At 57.5% G+C, this 16,228-nt stretch carries 16 protein-coding genes; 12 read left to right on the forward strand and 4 right to left on the reverse strand.

Going from position 1 to position 16,228, the window contains the following annotated elements; genetic code table 11:
• Positions 1 to 267 precede the first annotated feature (267 nt).
• The 3 genes from RS75_RS17490 to RS75_RS17500 form a co-directional block, all read right to left on the reverse strand.
• On the reverse strand, positions 268 to 2,136 hold the full coding sequence (locus tag RS75_RS17490; protein ID WP_045022590.1) for an AAA family ATPase: 1,869 nt from the start codon (positions 2,134 to 2,136) through the stop codon (positions 268 to 270).
• 10 nt (positions 2,137 to 2,146) lie between these two features.
• The gene (locus RS75_RS17495) at positions 2,147 to 2,773 is read right to left on the reverse strand and encodes a hypothetical protein (RefSeq protein WP_045022591.1); all 627 of its coding nucleotides are present in this window, start codon (positions 2,771 to 2,773) and stop codon (positions 2,147 to 2,149) included.
• Between the two features lie 359 nt (positions 2,774 to 3,132).
• A complete protein-coding gene (locus RS75_RS17500; protein WP_045022592.1) occupies positions 3,133 to 3,336 on the reverse strand; it encodes a hypothetical protein in 204 nt (67 codons plus the stop codon).
• A gap of 110 nt (positions 3,337 to 3,446) precedes the next feature.
• Here RS75_RS17500 and RS75_RS17505 point away from each other — a divergent pair, with 110 nt between their 5' ends.
• The 6 genes from RS75_RS17505 (at position 3,447) to RS75_RS17530 (ending at position 10,538) form a co-directional block, all read left to right on the forward strand.
• Complete coding sequence (locus RS75_RS17505; protein ID WP_162484813.1) at positions 3,447 to 4,043, forward strand: type II toxin-antitoxin system VapC family toxin; 597 nt, start codon at positions 3,447 to 3,449, stop codon at positions 4,041 to 4,043.
• A 442-nt stretch (positions 4,044 to 4,485) separates the two neighbouring features.
• The gene (locus RS75_RS17510; RefSeq protein ID WP_045022593.1) at positions 4,486 to 5,307 is read left to right on the forward strand and encodes a DUF3800 domain-containing protein; all 822 of its coding nucleotides are present in this window, start codon (positions 4,486 to 4,488) and stop codon (positions 5,305 to 5,307) included.
• A 591-nt stretch (positions 5,308 to 5,898) separates the two neighbouring features.
• Positions 5,899 to 6,318, forward strand: coding sequence for an IS66-like element accessory protein TnpA (gene tnpA, locus RS75_RS17515; RefSeq protein ID WP_084687069.1), 420 nt, complete (start codon positions 5,899 to 5,901; stop codon positions 6,316 to 6,318).
• The gene (gene tnpB, locus RS75_RS17520) at positions 6,299 to 6,652 is read left to right on the forward strand and encodes an IS66 family insertion sequence element accessory protein TnpB (RefSeq protein WP_045022594.1); all 354 of its coding nucleotides are present in this window, start codon (positions 6,299 to 6,301) and stop codon (positions 6,650 to 6,652) included. The genes tnpA and tnpB overlap by 20 nt, the downstream gene beginning before the upstream one ends.
• Before the next feature lie 53 nt (positions 6,653 to 6,705).
• Positions 6,706 to 8,295 (forward strand): IS66 family transposase, encoded by a 1,590-nt coding sequence (gene tnpC, locus RS75_RS17525; RefSeq protein ID WP_045022595.1) that lies wholly within the window; start codon positions 6,706 to 6,708, stop codon positions 8,293 to 8,295.
• A 53-nt stretch (positions 8,296 to 8,348) separates the two neighbouring features.
• The gene (locus RS75_RS17530) at positions 8,349 to 10,538 is read left to right on the forward strand and encodes a DNA cytosine methyltransferase (RefSeq protein WP_045022597.1); all 2,190 of its coding nucleotides are present in this window, start codon (positions 8,349 to 8,351) and stop codon (positions 10,536 to 10,538) included.
• Here the strand turns inward: RS75_RS17530 and RS75_RS17535 are convergent.
• A complete protein-coding gene (locus RS75_RS17535) occupies positions 10,492 to 11,211 on the reverse strand; it encodes a hypothetical protein (RefSeq protein ID WP_045022598.1) in 720 nt (239 codons plus the stop codon). The genes RS75_RS17530 and RS75_RS17535 overlap by 47 nt on opposite strands.
• Positions 11,212 to 11,727: 516 nt before the next feature.
• On the opposite strand from RS75_RS17535, the gene RS75_RS17540 reads away from it, so the two are divergent.
• The 6 genes from RS75_RS17540 to RS75_RS17565 all read left to right on the forward strand — a co-directional run bounded on the left by RS75_RS17540 (position 11,728) and on the right by RS75_RS17565 (position 16,219).
• Positions 11,728 to 12,120 (forward strand): hypothetical protein, encoded by a 393-nt coding sequence (locus tag RS75_RS17540; protein ID WP_045022600.1) that lies wholly within the window; start codon positions 11,728 to 11,730, stop codon positions 12,118 to 12,120.
• A 10-nt stretch (positions 12,121 to 12,130) separates the two neighbouring features.
• On the forward strand, positions 12,131 to 12,442 hold the full coding sequence (locus tag RS75_RS17545; protein ID WP_045022602.1) for a hypothetical protein: 312 nt from the start codon (positions 12,131 to 12,133) through the stop codon (positions 12,440 to 12,442).
• Positions 12,443 to 12,580: 138 nt separating this feature from the next.
• Complete coding sequence (locus RS75_RS17550) at positions 12,581 to 12,940, forward strand: hypothetical protein (RefSeq protein WP_045022604.1); 360 nt, start codon at positions 12,581 to 12,583, stop codon at positions 12,938 to 12,940.
• 27 nt (positions 12,941 to 12,967) lie between these two features.
• Positions 12,968 to 13,216, forward strand: coding sequence for a hypothetical protein (locus RS75_RS17555; protein WP_152643152.1), 249 nt, complete (start codon positions 12,968 to 12,970; stop codon positions 13,214 to 13,216).
• Between the two features lie 22 nt (positions 13,217 to 13,238).
• Positions 13,239 to 13,985, forward strand: coding sequence for a Tn7 transposase TnsA N-terminal domain-containing protein (locus RS75_RS17560; protein WP_234704296.1), 747 nt, complete (start codon positions 13,239 to 13,241; stop codon positions 13,983 to 13,985).
• Positions 13,982 to 16,219, forward strand: a complete 2,238-nt coding sequence (locus tag RS75_RS17565; protein WP_045022610.1) for a DDE-type integrase/transposase/recombinase — start codon at positions 13,982 to 13,984, stop codon at positions 16,217 to 16,219. The genes RS75_RS17560 and RS75_RS17565 overlap by 4 nt, the downstream gene beginning before the upstream one ends.
• The last annotated feature ends 9 nt before the right edge of the window (positions 16,220 to 16,228 follow it).

The raw sequence follows: 16,228 nt of genomic DNA on the forward strand, positions 1-16,228 counted from the left end.
GAAGCTAATGGCGCTCTAGGCATCCGATGCGGGCAAAGTGGCGTCTTGAGGTTGCGGCATGCTGGATGGCTTAGAACGGGCGATCTCGGAGTCGGGCGCGATCTCACCATCGTCTCGCCGCAGGCTCGAGGCTGGCGATGATTTCGTCCTTAAGATGAGAGGACTCGCACGTGAAGCCCTGGACGGCTCGCCGCCGGAGGTGAACGAGTCGCTGTTACGCAGACCTGATTGCACCGGGTTGGGGTCGGCTTTCTGGAAAATACCGCTCTACCTACCTTCTTTTGGCTTGGAAACGATATCCATCACCTCACATCCGCTCATCAAACCGCGGTTTGCGATAGTTCGTGCGATCTCTTTCGCCTCCGGCCTCCGTGCTTGGATGATTGTCTTCGCTCTCAACAGCTCCGCCTCCAGCAATCGTTCAACCCGACGACGCAGAACAGGATCATTACGCCGCAATTCGTCCAGCTCCCTGGAACTTGAGACGTCGCAGTATTGAAGTGACTCCAGCCCCAGACTTGCAAGCATGATCGTGGCAATATCCGAAGCTCGCTGAAGATCGGATCCAGCGACGCCGCCGGAGCCATCGAACACATCCCCGAGGATGACCTCCTCGGCCGCCATTCCGCCCAGCAGCATCGCAATCTCGTCCAGATAGGACTGGCGGCTTCGATTTGGTGTGTAGCTCCGCCGCCATTGCACGTGCCCGATACTCGCGTCTCGGTGGCTGGCCTCCCTCACCACGACAATCATCTCGATCTCGGCCACGGATAGAACGGCGCCGACGATCGCGTGGCCGGCTTCATGTACAGACGCTGACCAAAGCTCATCGTCGCCAATCGGTGCGGCCGCTGGCACAACTGAAAGCACATCCGACATTCGGACTTCCCTACCCTGGCGACGGGCCAACCGACGAGCATCCTTCGCGACCTGCGCAATGTCTGCGCCGGAATACCCACTTGTTGCCAGAGCAGCTTTGGTGAGGTCCTCCGGAGCGCTGGCTGTGCCCAGATGCATTGCGAGCATGCGCTCGCGAGCCGCTTGATCGGGCAGATCGATCGCGACGTGGCGGTCAAGGCGGCCAGGTCGACGCAATGCCGGATCGATATCGTTCGGGAAATTCGATGCAGCGATGACGATCACGCCTTCCCTGCCTGCGGATCCATCGAGCAACTCAAGCAGGGCGTTTACGACTTGCAGGTTATAGCCCGCATTGTCACCTCTGAACGTTCGCCTGTCGCCGATGCTGTCGAACTCATCAATGAGGAGCACCGACGGAGCTGCGGCGACGGCGTCGCGGAAACTCTTCCGCATTGCGCCCAGCATGTCGCCGAGATGTCCCTTGGACTGCCATTGCGCGCTTGACGTACCGATGAACGTCGCCCCGCAGGAGCGCGCAAGCGCCGATGCGAAGAGCGTCTTGCCGGTCCCGGGAGGGCCGCTGAGGAGAAGCCCTGCATCCACGTCGCGCCATGCAATCTTGCCAGCACTCCAGTCAGCGAGATCAACAATCAGGTTCTCCGCCCAGTCACGCGCCTCGCTGTACCCTTCGAGCTCCTCCACCAAAGGCTCCCAGGCCGTAGTTGCGGGAGCCTTCGATGCATCAGCAAGCTTCTCCAAGACGATTTCGATCGGCCGGCCTTTTCGCAACGCGCCGAACAATAGGTTTGGAGTATATTGGCAGAGCCGGCTGGCCGCGTCGCTTGCAATATCGATCTGCCATACATTTTTCGCGGCAGAAATCAGGTGGTTCGGCTTGACGGATCCCACGTCAACAATGCGGTCCAAAGTGATTGCGATCTCCGGTACAAGCTTGGCTCCGTTTTCGATCAGGACGACGACAGCCGATTTTTGCGCCAGGACTTTCCCAGCGTCCTCGCAATATGTCTCCCCCCGCCTGCCCAATTCGATTGTCGTAACTGCATAGCGGATCAAAACGCTGGTCTCCCGCAGGACCAGTTTAGCCGCCTCCCGATAGGCTTCCATGCTGGCCTCGGCTGGCAGTACGAGACCGACTGCATGATCGATCTGTCCTTCGCTCAGATAGACACCACACAACCTCAAAGCATTTTTGAGCGCGACGGCATAGGTGGCCGCTTCGAGCGAGGGTTCCCGCTCGGCAAATCTGTTTGACATCTTCGACCCCCTACTTCGCCACGCGCCTGACGACCGTTTCCGGTCCCAGCAGAGCTTCGTCGAGGTCGACTTCAAGGATGTTCCTGAGGATCATCGTTGCGATTGTTGGCATGGGCTTGCTTTCGCGGACGACAGAGAGGCATTCCGCAAGCGTTAACGTCCCCATTTCCTCCAGCGCCGCGAGAATTCGGATACGGTCGCCCAGCGGTGCATCATATCCAGCGTAGCGCATGAGATCCTTGGCATTCTGAATCCGGGGCGCGCCGACGAACTCGGAGAAGGACACCGCCAGATAGCGGTAGCCCTGTTTTTCGGCTAACCTGGCAATCCAACCGACGGTGCCGTTATCTCGTCGCCGGATATCCACGAGTAAGGCTTCGTTCTCCGTCTCGACAGCGAAATCGACATAGTGGTGTCGGGGATTGCGGGCGCCGGAGTCATTGATGATCGGCTGCGGCATGCAGCGCCATGCTGACACCTTGGGATCCAGGTCCAGCAAGCAGGCATAATCACGCGCCTCCCGCGAACGATAGAGGGGACGACCGACGCATTTGAGCGTCGCAGACGGAATGAACGGACGGTATTTCGCAAAAACGCAGGCTTCATCACCCGCGACATGAGTGGACTCGGTCTTCATGACCTCACCTCCGACGAATAGCAATCTGGGCGGCACCGGGAACGGTCCCGGTCTCCGTCAGCGTATTCGGAAGGTAGGTGCAAACGTCTTGCTCATCCGAGAACAATTAGTGAACGTCATTCTCGACGTCAACTAGAATTCGCCTCCACGCTGAGAGCGCCTTTCACACGCCGGGAACCGCCCTCGCCCTTATGCCGCGAGAAGCGGAGATTTTTCCCGGATTTCGTCCCTGATGGCCTCGACGATTAAGCTATATCAATCAGTGCAGTAGTCGGAAGTAACCGAAATTCGACACGTCATATCTTGTTGGTTTTGTCATCGCCGGTTACGGTTTCTCACCGTAGCTGCAGAAATCTCGATCAGGGATTGGGATCGTCATCGTCGGGGAGAGGACCAGGGCGGGAGAACAACTCTTCCAGTGTCTTCTTTCCGGGTACGAACGTCACGTCAAATCTGCCGTCGGTGTCGATCAGTCTCTGAGTGCCGCGCGCTTTAGCCGCGTCCAGAACTTCCTGGATGCGAGCCTCGGCCTCGTGTCTCTGCCAATCGGAATCACGCGTCATCTGGGCCTCTCTCGGACGACATCATATCAGCATGCGTAATATAGCGAACGAATTGGATCGCACCTCGAATTTTTCAAGAAGAAAGTTTCTGACCACAGAAAGATGTGAAAGTGCGGACAGACCCTATTCTTTTACTGGATACGGACATCGTCAGCCTTATGGGCCGCGTGAAGCCTCCTCCCGGGCTGCGTCCATGGCTCTTGCGTGTCGGCATACATCGGCTCGCACTCTGCTATCCGGTCATAGCAGAACTGCTGCGCGGAGCCCATCTCAAGGTGAAGGACGATCCACAGAGAGCGCTTCTTATCACAAACTGGGTCGATGAGCTCATCTCTATGGCCTTTCCGTTTCCGGAAATGACGACTACGGTGGCAACAGTCTATGCCGGGATGACATCCGTTCCCGCCTTGCGGCACATGTGGACCGTTCAGCGCGGACAAAAAAGCAACAGGCTCGGACACGATTTGATGATATCCGCCGTCGCCATCGCGCACCGGATGCCGATACTTACGGCGAACGTCGATGATTTTGTTGAGATCAACGAGCATTTCCCGCTGCCAGGCGTATACCATCCGATGGAGGCGCATTGGTACCTTGAGCCCAGTTTCGATGTGCCGCTTCCGTATTTCGACGCAGCGGAACCCGACCCGCATGAGGAGTCCCTACCCAAGCTTCCGAATGCTCCCGACATCTCTCCATCGGTATGACCGATGATCCACCAATTTCTGGCGGCGCACGATCCCATGTTCAGCCTCGACCACCGGAACGATCAGGGAGACTTGCCTGATATCGTCGTTTACCCGGTATGAGGCCAAGGCCAAGGCCAAAGCCAAGAAACCTATTCCCGGGAACACGCAGATGCCATTTGCCAGTATGGCTCAAACCTCAACCGTCCGGACATGGTGATCTCGAATTCCGGGAGTGCATACTCAGCACCCCTCTTGTGACCGTTCGATTATTCAATGTCGAATGAGGAGCGGTTCCTGCTGGCGACACATGCAACACTGACTTCTGCGAGTTCGCAGCAATTGGCAAAGATATTGGCAGCGTTCAATGCCCCGGGGAGCATTCGATACGTCTTGAAGGCGATATCCGAAAAAAGATATGATTATTCAGGATTTATAGCACACCGCTCCACATGAGGCAGTCTTGGTCGCAACACTAAATTTGTATCTTGATGATTCCGGCACCAGGCACCCAACGCGGAAGATTGGAAAGAAGGCGGCGCACGGCTATGACTGGTTTTCTCTCGGAGGAATTCTCGTTCATAGCGAGGACGAAGAGGAAGCACGTTCCGCTCACCGCATATTCTGCGAAAAGTGGGAATTGAAAATCCCGCTGCATTCCTCGGAGATCCGTTCGCAGAAGGAGAATTTCGAATTCCTCAGGGGGTGGGCGAAAGAGAAGCAGAATCTCTTTTACGAAGAACTCTATCTGTTGATGCGGGATGTTCCTGTCGTTGGCATTGCCTGCGTGGTCGACCGCCCCGGCTACAACAGTCGCTATCTTGAGCGATATGAGCAGAATCCCTGGATGCTGTGCAAGACAGCCTTCTCTGTCGTCGTCGAGCGCGGAGTGAAGCATGCGATCGCTCAAGGAGTGAAACTCCGGGTGCATCCAGAGCGATGCAACAAGGAAGAAGATGCCCGGCTGGATGGCTACTACAAGGCGTTGAAGGCCGACGGCATGCCATTCGCAAAGGACACATCGGAAAAGTACGCACCGTTGTCGCAGGAGCAGTTCACGTCGACGCTGTACGAGTTCCAACTGAAGAACAAGACATCGCCGATGGCACAATTCGCAGATCTTTACCTGTGGCCCATGTGCATGGGTGGGTATCACGCCGGTAACAAGACCTACGCACGTCTGATTGCTGACGGCAAGCTGATCGAGTGCAGACTTTCCGAGGAAGATCATTCCACACTCGGGTCAAAATATAGCTGCTTCGAGAATGTGGAGCGGAAGCCATAATACACAAAAAGCCTCCGATGTTTCCATCGAGGCTTTTGGGCGACCGCAAAGGCGATCTCGTGGGCTAGGCCCGCTCATATAAATATCGCAGTGATCAAAAAGTTGCAACACCTTTTGTGGCCGATCTATTAGCGGTGAATGCTAACATGAACTCTCCGGATTTCGAAATGCTGATGAACCAGCGCCTTTACGGGCATTCCGCTCCCATACCAGGCTGCCCGACTGATCTTTGAGCGAGCGGACGTAGCGTTGAGTTGTCGCAAGGAGGCATGACGCTACACGAGATTGGGGACTTCGTAGGCAACAGTCCGCTGCCCGCCCTGCCATAAGACTGTCACGCATTCGTTAAAATCAGAGCAAACCCCTTTCCGGGATATCAGGACTTGGCTGATACCGGTTCCGTGACAGGGATGAGCGATAGGGGCGCTGACATGGCAAGAACGAGTTTCGATGACGAGCGTTTGCTTGTCGAAAAAACAGACGTCATCCAGCGGAAGATGGTAAAGCTGTAAGCGCGAATTTCTATGCGCCTTCTGAAGCGCAGTGCTCTGATGCATGAAGTGTCCACCAAAAACAGGTGGACACCAAATCATGGACGATGCTCCTAAACTGCAGGTGCGGCTTGTTGGCCGCGACGGCCGCCGTCGATATGACCCTGCTTCTCGTGATCAGCTCGTCGCAGCGTGTTTAGAACCCGGCGTTTCGGTCTCTCGGCTAGCACGGGAATACGGTGTGAATGCCAATCTCGTTCGTAAGTGGATAAAGAAGGCCATGGAGCAGCGTCCTTTGCCATCGGTCTCGGCCTTCGTTCCGGTTCAGATTGCTCCAGCTATGCTGCCGGGTTCCGGCGGCGATTTAATGACGAAGAGCGTGGCGGTGGGCAAGCCGTGTCATTCGTCCAAGGTGAGCGCACTCCTACCCAACGGGATCAGCGTGACCGTTGAGTGCGGCGATGAGAGTGGGCTGATCGCAATCATAGGAGCGCTGGGTCATGTTCAGACTGGGCGCTGATCTGAAGGTCTACCTCCATCGGGAGCCGATCGACTTCCGCGCGGGCATCAACAGCCTCGCGGTCCTGGTGCAGGAGACGATGTCGATGGATCCGTTTGCTCCTGCGGTGTTTGCCTTTTGCAATCGGCGTCGTGATCGGATGAAGCTGTTGTTCTTTGATCGGTCCGGCTTTGTCATGGTGCTGAAGAAGTTGACGGAAGACAGGTTCCGCTGGCCCCATCGAGAGACTGCGGTGGTGATGCTCTCGACCGAGCAACTGCACTGGATTCTCGACGGCATCGATATCGACGCGATGGTGCGCCATCCGGTGCGGCAATATCAGATCGCCGGCTGAAGATGGCGAATTGAGCTGTTGACGCGCGGGGGCGGTTCAGATTCAAGAATCTGATGACTCGGGCCAGCGAACCAAGCGTTGCAGAACTGATGGCGCAGTTGGCGGCAAATGCCGCCGAAATCGCTGCGCTTAAAGCCGAGAAGGAAGCGCTCTCGCAACGGGTCGTCAAGCTGGAAGAGGAGCTGGCGCTCGCACGGCTGCACCGTTTTGCCCCGCGCAGCGAAAAGCACATTGACCGCCTCTTCAACGAAGCCGAAGAAGCCGCGGACGAGAATGATCGTGATTATGGCGACGACGTCGCCGATCTCCCGGATACAGGCCTGCCAGCAGTCGATGGCGCCGCGGGTAAAAAGCGGGGCCGCAGGCCTCTACCAAAAGACTTGCCGCGCGAGCGTGTCGAATACGACCTTGCTGACAATCAGAAGGCGTGCCCGTGCTGCAAAAGCCAAATGCATCGCATGGGCGAGGCCGTTAGCGAGCAACTCCATATCGAGATCAAGGCAAAGGTCCTGCAGAATGTGCGGTTCAAGTACGCTTGCCGCCACTGCGATCGTACCGGGATCAACACGCCTGTGGTCATCGCACCGATGCCACCGCAACCCTTGCCGGGCAGCATCGCTACCGCTTCGACGCTGGCGTTCGCACTCGTCCACAAATACGTCGACGGCACACCGCTCTACCGCGTGGCTCAGACATTCGAGCGTGCTGGCGTTCCGATCAGCCGTGGCGCTCTTGCTCATTGGGTCATTGGCTCGAGCGAGAAGCATCTGCACCGCATTTATGACGCTCTGAAGCTGCGGCTTCGATCGCAGCCTCTTGTTCATGGCGATGAGACGACAGTTCAAGTCCTCAAGGAAAAGGACAAGGAGGCCACCAGCACGTCCTATATGTGGGCTTATCGAAGCGGCGAGGACAGTGACGAGCCAATCGTGCTTCTCGATTATCAACCGGGCCGCGGCCAAGTCTACCCGCAGGCCTTCCTCGGTGACTATCGCGGCATATTGGTGAGCGATGGCTACACAGCCTGGCGCACATTGCATGGCGCAACCCATGTCGGATGCATGGCTCATTCACGGCGGCGCTTCGTCGAGGCTCTCAAAACCAGGAAGAATGGAGGCGGACCGCCGGAACAGGCACTCCGGTTCTTCGAGCAGCTCTACCGGATCGAAAAGCAGGCGCGAGACAGAAAGCCCGACGCCGGCGAAACGCAGGCCGATTGCATTCGCCGTTTCCGGCAACAGCACAGCTTGCCTGTCCTCAACGCCCTTAAGACGTGGCTCGATACCATCGCACCAAAGGTCTTGCCGGATACCAAGCTCGGCGATGCCGTGTCCTATACCCTGAACCAATGGGATTACCTGACGCGCTACACAAACGACGGCAGGATGCCGATCGATAACAACATTCTGGAACGCGAGATCAGAGTTTTTGCCACCGGAAGAAAATCGTGGCTGTTCAGCGATACCGCCGACGGCGCAAAGGCCAGCGCTGTGATTTACAGTCTGATGCTGACCTGCCGCGCCTGTGGCGTTGACCCGCTCTCTTGGCTGCGCCACGTCCTCACTGAGTTACCTCAGCGCGAAGAAACTGCCGACATTGGCGACCTGCTGCCGTTCAATTACTCCAAGACCACTGCGGCCTGATAAAGCTGGGTACTGCTACCCAGCTAAGCGCGAGCATCCGTCAACTGCCGTCAATGCGCATCGAAAATCGCGCTTACGTAAAGCTGACCGAGTCCTTCGGTGAAATCTCAAAACTCGTGCGAGAGCTCCACGTTGCGGCTGGCGATCCAATCCTTGTCGAGAACCTTCTGAAGGTGCGGGCCAACATCGCTCCTGCTGACACCCGGTTGTTCACCAACATCGCGGAGTTGCTGAAGGAAAACAGTCTGAAAGATACGGTGGTTTCGCCCGAGACGCTTCGGGCCTTGTCAGCGATGCCCCACGAGGCCCGGAGCATCGCGGTTGCAGCCGTCGCTGCGGGTCAGCTCTCCGACGCCGAGAAGCTACAGGAGATCGAATCCTTTTCCGAACAGTTGCTGGACCGCCGTCAAAAATCTGCGGCGCGCGAAAGAGATGAATATTTGAAGGGGTTGGCTCAGGCACTCGTTCCACAGGCGGTCGAGGATTTCGAGCAACTGGCCGAGGAGCTCGTGGAAGCTATCCGTGACTTCCTCTACATCTACCAGTCTCAGAATTCGTTCGAGGGTTTGGAGTTCTATAGTGAGCATGATTATGCCAGCGCGCACAGGGACATCCGGATGCTGGCAGGTCTGGTGCTGGCGGATTTCGAGACCATCTTCGGAAAGGTCGAATCCTTCCTTACCCCCCCGGAGAACGACAGTCAGGCAGGTATGCTGGCCAACGCATGCCGGGCACTGCTCAGATTTGTCGAGGGACAGTTCGGCCACGACGGCGGTCTTGCTCTCGACGAAACCAATGCGGGTTTCTCCCTGGAGCTGTTCGACGCGGTTCGATATCTCTGTACCTGGCCTTCCGAAGGCTCCGTTTCTGAAGCGCACAGACAACCGTCAGAGCAGCTAAGAGTGCTCGAGTTCGGAGCCGGCGCGGGCGGGATGGCAATAGGGCTCATGGCAGCAGGCTTCCAGCATGTCGGGCTGCTTGAAAATATGAATACTCGGCTAAACACGCTGAAGACCAACTGGCCGAGCTGGCCGATCCGCAAGGGCTTGATTACAGAGGTTTCAGACAAGGAACTCAAACGTCATCAAGGGATCGACCTGCTTGCAGGAAGCATTCCAGGGTACTCCTTCGCCCGCAGCTCGGGTCCGGAGAGTCGAGTATCAGGCGACAACCATTTCCCTGCTGCAGTCCGCGCAGTGCGGATCATCAAACCCCGTTCCTTCGTGTTCGCGATCGTTGAGACGGCCACATTCGCTCAGCACGCCGCCTACCTGGCTGAGGTCTGCTCTGATCTGACGCGCTTGGGATACAAGGTCGAACAGATCCGGCTCGTTAAGAACGACTTCGGGATCCCAATACAAGGTACCCAGCTTTTACTCGTTGGCGTCAGGGTCAGCGAAAGTGGAACGTTTATCATCCCGTCCCTCATCAGCCCGGTTCGCCGTCCCGTATCCGAAGTGGTCGAACCCGCCCTCATTAAATATGAGACATTCCCGGAATTCGTTGAACGCAAGGATTCGTATTCTCATCAGAACAGGTACAATCTTTGGGCGACGGCATGGCGGCGATGCGGCAGCGGAGAAAAGTTGCTACCCTGCATACCGGTGTCTCAACCGAGCAAAAGCGCCTTGGCTGCTATGCTGGAAGCCTATATCAAAGGCGACTTCTATCGCGATACCCCTCCACAAGTCGGGGAAGTCGATGACCAACATTTCCGACCGAGGCTAACGGTATCCGCGATCGCTTTGCTTCAGGGCTTTCCCGTCGAGTGGTCTTTCGAAGCCGAACTCTCCGGAAATGTTGATATGATAGCCGAAGCCATGCCTCCGGTCCTGGCACGCGCGATTGGCCTGAGCATCTATCAGGCCCTTACTGGAACGCGCGTCGATCTGGAAACTGCCGTTCGGGACCCGCTCATCGACAGGGAGCGGATCGGGCGCCCTCGGCCGGAGCGCGTCTCTCTGACGCCAAAGTGGTACACGGCTTCACGGATTCTGAAGGCCGCCAAATTCATGGATCGTGAGGACGAGCTGAACAAATTGAATCCTGACGAGGCTGGGCGTGCTCTCGATACATACCTGGAAGAACTCGTCCCAATGAAACGCGGCAAAGGCGCAGCGCTTTCCAGGAAGGAACGCGCCGCCGTCGCACGGATCGCAGCGGCGACCCGTTTGCAGCGAGATCGGGACTGCTTTCCTACCGAGGATTCATACCCGACACGACAGGATCATACAGCTCTTTAACCCAACTGCTTCCGGTCTTCAGGCTCTCCGCGAGCCGTGTTTTGAAAGGTGTACGCTTGTTGAAAGTGCCAACCAACTCGCCATCGATCATCAGTTCCCCTACTCCGGCGTACACCATGTGGATTCGCCGACCTAGGTGATCCTGGAATGTCAAAGCATCGTGGTTCCAGCGCTCACTCTCAATTGTTACGATGTCAAGATCCTTGATCTTGCGTTCACGGAAGAGCTCCCAGTACGTGTCCGCAAGTTCTTCGGAACTTACATGCCCTGAATCTGATCCGTAAATGAATGCGCCATGCTTGCGGATCGTTTTTTCCATCCATGCGAACATCTCCTTGCCCGTCTTCTCGACCGGAAGATGCTTATATCCCCACCACCTTCTATGGACCCGGCCTGTTCTGCCCAGAGGTTTTGGGCGCCAGTCCTCAATGCAGAGATGGGCATCTTCCCACTGCGCCTCCTTACGGCCAGCGGGAGTGATACTTCGATTGAAATGGATTGTCACAGGCGACCATAGCCGCTCCCCGTAGAAACGCTCGATAGGTTTTCCGGCGAAGTAAATTTCCTCTTGGTTCTCCCTATCCGAGACCATGAGATTGAGGCCGAGTTCCTTGAGCACTGGCTGGAGATGCTCTCTGGCTTCGGCGACGCGGTTTCGAATGTAGTGACGCATGACGGGTTCCCTGTTGACCCCGTCAGGATTCGATGTCGCCGTGCATGTGACAAACCTGCACCTGCCGGACGGCCGATCTCACGGCCGCAGTCCCGCGCGCGAGCGCATTCAACGGCGTCGCGCGATCGACGTCAACACCCACCGGTTGAAATAAATCTATGGACAAACTTTGGCGTCGGTAGTCTAATTTAGGAGCCTCAATATGGATTTCCGACGGAGACCGCTGATGCGCATTCGGATCATACGCCAATCGGCGAACATAGCAGCCCGCTTCTAACACCCGAGACAGCGCCGTTTACGACGAGTTTTCACGTCACGGTCGCATCATCGGATCGCTGCATGTGCCAGTCCGAACTGCCCGGATTTAATTCGGAAAAAACTTCCCTCTAAAATTTTCGCGTCTCAAGCTTAGCCATCTCCGCTGCCGCCCCTTACACGGGCTGGAAACCGGAGATGTGTCCTTTCCCAAGACAGGGACGCGATCCGGTTGAAGATCAACCGCCGAGGAGTCGCGCCATGACGCATAGCCATCACACCATCATGCCGGCCGGGAATATTCCCGCTGATTATCGCGAAGACATCCGCATCTGGAGCAACAAACACCGTAATCCGTCGTATCCGGACGACCAGGTGACCCTGCACCAATGCGTGGCACTTTTCTACGCCGATCCTCGCCGCCCGTCGATCCGTCAGCTTCACAAGGCACTCTGCGAGATGCTGGACCGCGACGGTTTCCTTGCCGGTGGAAACCCAGTTCATCCGAAGCTGTCCGAGTTCCGCAAACTGGTCCTGACTCTTCCGACAAAGTTCATCGATGACATGCGCTACGGCCCCACCTGGAACATCTGGGACGTTCTCGCTTCCGCGGCCGAAGTCGGCGGTGCATCCGAAACTACTTACGCCAACTAAGGAGCGGCCCATGGACATCGATCATATCGCCTCTCTGCTGAATGAGATCAGCATGCGCCTCGACCGTATCCCCACCTGGTCGGCTTCCAACGGCTCCCGTCCCTATGAGTACGTGCATATCGAAGCCGTTGCGATGGATGGTGCCCTTGAAATGGCAGAGGAATTCCCGGGCTTCGAGTGGGATATCTGGAAATCGATCGCGGAGTCATTTCAGGTGATGAACGCTACGCTTCGCTCGAACGGGGCACCGGAACTCAAGTTCGTTGAATACGCGACGTTCCTGGAGATCCTCAAGGAAGGTGATCTTCCGTCCGCGTCATGACGGGTCGGTCAGGTCGGCATCGGGCTCCGACCTGACCGATATCTGAAGCGCCCATTCCCTCGCATTCTCAAGGTTCTGCAACCTCGGTCACTCCGGGGATCGGGAACCTGTGTTCGCACGCAAGAATCGGAGACTACAATGATCATCGCATCCCGTTGCCATAAAAAGCTCAACTCAGCAGTCGCCTGGGACCAGACCCGCTATAACTCCGAAGAACTGAGCCTCCACGATCGTTTCGCTAAAGCCGCCGCTAAAGGATCGAATTTCGACCACACCTACAAACAGTTCCAGACCTTGCGCATTGAATGCGCGCGGCGTGGGCTGCGGGCGTGCGGATTCCGGCAATTCTGCAACCGGGTCAATGCCTCGCACAATTACCGGTCCGATTTCTTCCGCGCCAACACCTGGAAAGACCACCCGAAGTTCTGGCCTGAAAATTCGCGTCCAGCGGATCTCAAGACTCTGCTCCTGTGCCTCGATCACACGGTCGAGGACTGAGCGATGGCGATCGAACAGGAGACTTCCATGAAGACAAGCAACGACGTCGCCACGATTTCCGTAAAGTCTCGCGGCCATGAAATCCTGCCGCTGGAACTCTTGCAGGAGCTTCCGCCTGAACTGCGAGAGACACCGCTGCACATCTACAGCGAGCTCGAGGCATCACATCGCCTTCTGTTGGCCAGCCTGCAGACCGTGCTCGACCCGGCTGACCTGAACCCGGCCCTCGTCACCCTCGCCCCACGGGAAATCCGGAGTGTGACCGATGAGACCTGAGCATCACATCAAGCAGCATCTCATGGAGAAGCGCGCCGGCTTCGTTCCTGATCACCGTATCCCCGCCGTCGTGACACACCTGCGGCCGACAGTGATCGAAACGTTTGACACCATGCCGAAACCGAGCAGTGCCTCCCGTGTTCCGTCGGCTAAGTCCCCATTCAATACCCGGGCGACTGCGGTGAACCCGCTCAACGACACGATCATCCTTATGGAGAGCGCACTCGAGCTCAAGGCAGGTAAAATCCTGAAGACCATGGACGTGGTCGAGCTCCGAGAGCAGGTGAAAGTCGAATGGGTCGATCTGGACGGTGTCGTGCACACCCACACTTTCGATTTCTGGATCCGAAAACGCTGCGGGAAACGCGTCGCTATCGCCGTGAAGCCTTTCGAGAAGCTGGCCTCGAAACAGTTGATCGACATGCTCATCATGATCAAGGACCAAGGCATCGGCGGTATCGCGGACGACGTGAGCTTCATCACGGAGCACTTCGCCAGCGAGTACGCGGCCGCCAACGCCGAGGAAATCCTTTTCGCGCGCCGCGCCCGCAACGATGCCGATGTCGAGGAGGCAAAAGAGCTTCTCCGTCAGGTCAAAGGACGCATCCGCTTCGGCGAACTCCTCAAAGGACTTGATATCCAGGCGTTCCGGCGCACCGCCCTCTGGGTTCTCATCGGTGAAGGCTGGTTGCGCCCCGTCATTCCGGCGCTCATCGAAGACCACACGCTGATGGAAGTCTGTCCCCCTGAATTCCGTGAATACGCATGAACGACCTGCCGCTTCAATTCGATGACCTTGCTGTCGTACCGATGTTTTATCTGGGCGACGCGACGAAGATCCTGATCAACGACCAGGAATACCTTCTGGTGTCGCAGGACATGAAAAAGACCACGCTGCGCAACCGACAGGGCTTTGACGAGGAGTTCTCGCACCAGCACATCTTCGCGCTCCATAGTGCACGCTGCCTCAAAGTCGAACGCGGCGGTTCGGATTTTACTCTCGGCATGCCTGACCTCGGAGACTTTTCGGAAAAAAAGGTCGAGCGGGCCTTCTTTCTGGCCGACTGCCTCGATCTCTTCCTGGAGATCCAGGCGGTGGGACCCTCCTACCCTGGACTGGCAGAGTTCGGATTCACCCGGAAGAAGATTACGACCGGTTCGACTTGCCTCAAGGAGCTCCTGCCCTTCATTGAGCGAACGGTGAATGACAACGCTCGCAAGGGAAACCAGCGTGGCGGCAAGACCTACAAGTATGTGTCGATCGTGGGCCCGCGGCACTTCTTCCGCCTTTATGACCGGTATGCGGAGAATGGCTTCCGCGTCGAGGCGCTGGTCAGCACCGCCAACGGCCCAGGCGCAATGCCGTCGCAGTTTGATCGCGAGGATCTTGCTATTTGGATGGAGCACGCGAGACTGTATGCGGCCTCCAAGCGACCAAAGATCAGCGGTGCGCTCCTGATGCTGCAGGCGAAGATCGAAGAGTTGAATGGAATTCGTGCGATCCACGGCCTGCGTCTGCACGAAATGCCAAAGCCTAAGTTCTTCAACAAGATGATCAAAGGGCTCGGTCGCTACTTCCTGACTGCGTCTCGGCTTGGTGACGATGTGGCGAAGGCCACGCTATCCAAGACGGGAAACGGTCTGCAGATCAGGCGTCCGGGCGCGCGCGTCGAGATGGACGAATGGAAGATCGACCTGCTCGTCCTGCTGATCTTCGCGGGTCTCGCGCAGAAAATGACGGACGAGGAACGCGAACTCATCAAGAGTGCTCGCATCTGGGTCACGGTCGTCATCGATGTGGCAACGCGTTGCATTCTGGCCATGCGCTTCAGCGCCCGCGCACCATCCGAGGATTCCTCGATGGCTGCTCTCGAGATGGCGGTCTCCGACAAGACCATGCTGTCGGCCGTGATCGGAGCAGGCACACCTTGGATCTACAACGTGCTGTTCTCAAGTCTCGTCACCGACTGGGGACCTGCATTCCGCGCCACTCGCCTTCGAACCTCCGTCGCACAGTTGCGCGCTACGCATGAGTTCACCGCCGCGGGTTGGGCCGCCGGTCGCGGCACGATCGAATCCGTCTTCAAGACGCAGGGCATGCGGTTCATGCACTGGTTCGAAGGCCGCACCTTCTCGAACATCGTCGACCGTGGCAGCAATGGGACCGAGGCCAGACTGAACATTGACGAACTCAACCGCATGCTCGTGCGCGCCGTCGTGGACATCTACCACCACACGCCGCACGACGGTCTCAACGGCGCCACGCCCCACAACGAGTGGCTGCGCCTCACTGCGAAATACGGCATCCTGCCGCCCCTGCATCCCGACCAGCGTCGCCACATCTTCGGCACCAAGATCGTCAAGGCGATCGGGGACAAAGGCGTGCGCTTCCTGGGGATTCACTACCAGCATGCGAGGCTGCAGGAGATGCGCCGCGACCAGGCAGCGCTTCCCGGATCCAAGAGCCCCCGCACCGAAATTCGCGTGGATCGGTTCAGCCTCCGCAAAATCTCGTTCTGGGACGGAAGCCGATGGCTAGAAGCCGAGGCCACCATCGGTCTGCCAGAGGACGTCTCAGTATGGGAGTGGGTCGGAGCGACCAAGGAACTGCGTGCGGTCCACCGCGCTAACGCAAAGCTCTACCTGTCCGTCCTGCTCAAGGCTGTGAATGACCTCCGTGCCGCAGGAAACGCTGCCAGCGCCCGCGCCGAGCTCGGCACCGACATCCCGTCCGCAAAGCAATACGCCGTCATTGAGAAGAACTACTTCGATCTCGATGTCGACGACGATCTCGAAGGCACGCAGCCTGATCTGTCGGAGCTCCGTATTCCGCACGATCCCACCACCGTCGGTATCGACGCGTTCCGTCACCTCGGCGCCAGCCGCCGTGCGGCGCAGGCGGCGGCAGAAGCCGAAGACGTAGTCCGCCCGGCAGATTCGGGATTCGCAGGGATGGGAGGCAGCACCGACGAGGCAGATGACGGACTAGATTTCGATTATTGATATAAGGAG

The sequence above is a fragment of the Rhizobium nepotum 39/7 genome (assembly GCF_000949865.1).
GTDB lineage: Bacteria > Pseudomonadota > Alphaproteobacteria > Rhizobiales > Rhizobiaceae > Agrobacterium > Agrobacterium nepotum.

What these genes read in the sequence shown, in the direction of transcription:
- RS75_RS17490 (WP_045022590.1), bottom strand. Translation starts at nt 2,136, where the DNA reads ATGTCAAACAGATTTGCCGAGCGGGAACCCTCGCTCGAAGCGGCCACC.
- RS75_RS17495 (WP_045022591.1), bottom strand. Translation starts at nt 2,773, where the DNA reads ATGAAGACCGAGTCCACTCATGTCGCGGGTGATGAAGCCTGCGTTTTT.
- RS75_RS17500 (WP_045022592.1), bottom strand. Translation starts at nt 3,336, where the DNA reads ATGACGCGTGATTCCGATTGGCAGAGACACGAGGCCGAGGCTCGCATC.
- tnpA (WP_084687069.1), top strand. Translation starts at nt 5,899, where the DNA reads ATGGACGATGCTCCTAAACTGCAGGTGCGGCTTGTTGGCCGCGACGGC.
- tnpB (WP_045022594.1), top strand. Translation starts at nt 6,299, where the DNA reads ATGTTCAGACTGGGCGCTGATCTGAAGGTCTACCTCCATCGGGAGCCG.
- tnpC (WP_045022595.1), top strand. Translation starts at nt 6,706, where the DNA reads ATGACTCGGGCCAGCGAACCAAGCGTTGCAGAACTGATGGCGCAGTTG.
- RS75_RS17530 (WP_045022597.1), top strand. Translation starts at nt 8,349, where the DNA reads ATGCGCATCGAAAATCGCGCTTACGTAAAGCTGACCGAGTCCTTCGGT.
- RS75_RS17535 (WP_045022598.1), bottom strand. Translation starts at nt 11,211, where the DNA reads ATGCGTCACTACATTCGAAACCGCGTCGCCGAAGCCAGAGAGCATCTC.
- RS75_RS17540 (WP_045022600.1), top strand. Translation starts at nt 11,728, where the DNA reads ATGACGCATAGCCATCACACCATCATGCCGGCCGGGAATATTCCCGCT.
- RS75_RS17545 (WP_045022602.1), top strand. Translation starts at nt 12,131, where the DNA reads ATGGACATCGATCATATCGCCTCTCTGCTGAATGAGATCAGCATGCGC.
- RS75_RS17550 (WP_045022604.1), top strand. Translation starts at nt 12,581, where the DNA reads ATGATCATCGCATCCCGTTGCCATAAAAAGCTCAACTCAGCAGTCGCC.
- RS75_RS17555 (WP_152643152.1), top strand. Translation starts at nt 12,968, where the DNA reads ATGAAGACAAGCAACGACGTCGCCACGATTTCCGTAAAGTCTCGCGGC.
- RS75_RS17560 (WP_234704296.1), top strand. Translation starts at nt 13,239, where the DNA reads ATGGAGAAGCGCGCCGGCTTCGTTCCTGATCACCGTATCCCCGCCGTC.
- RS75_RS17565 (WP_045022610.1), top strand. Translation starts at nt 13,982, where the DNA reads ATGAACGACCTGCCGCTTCAATTCGATGACCTTGCTGTCGTACCGATG.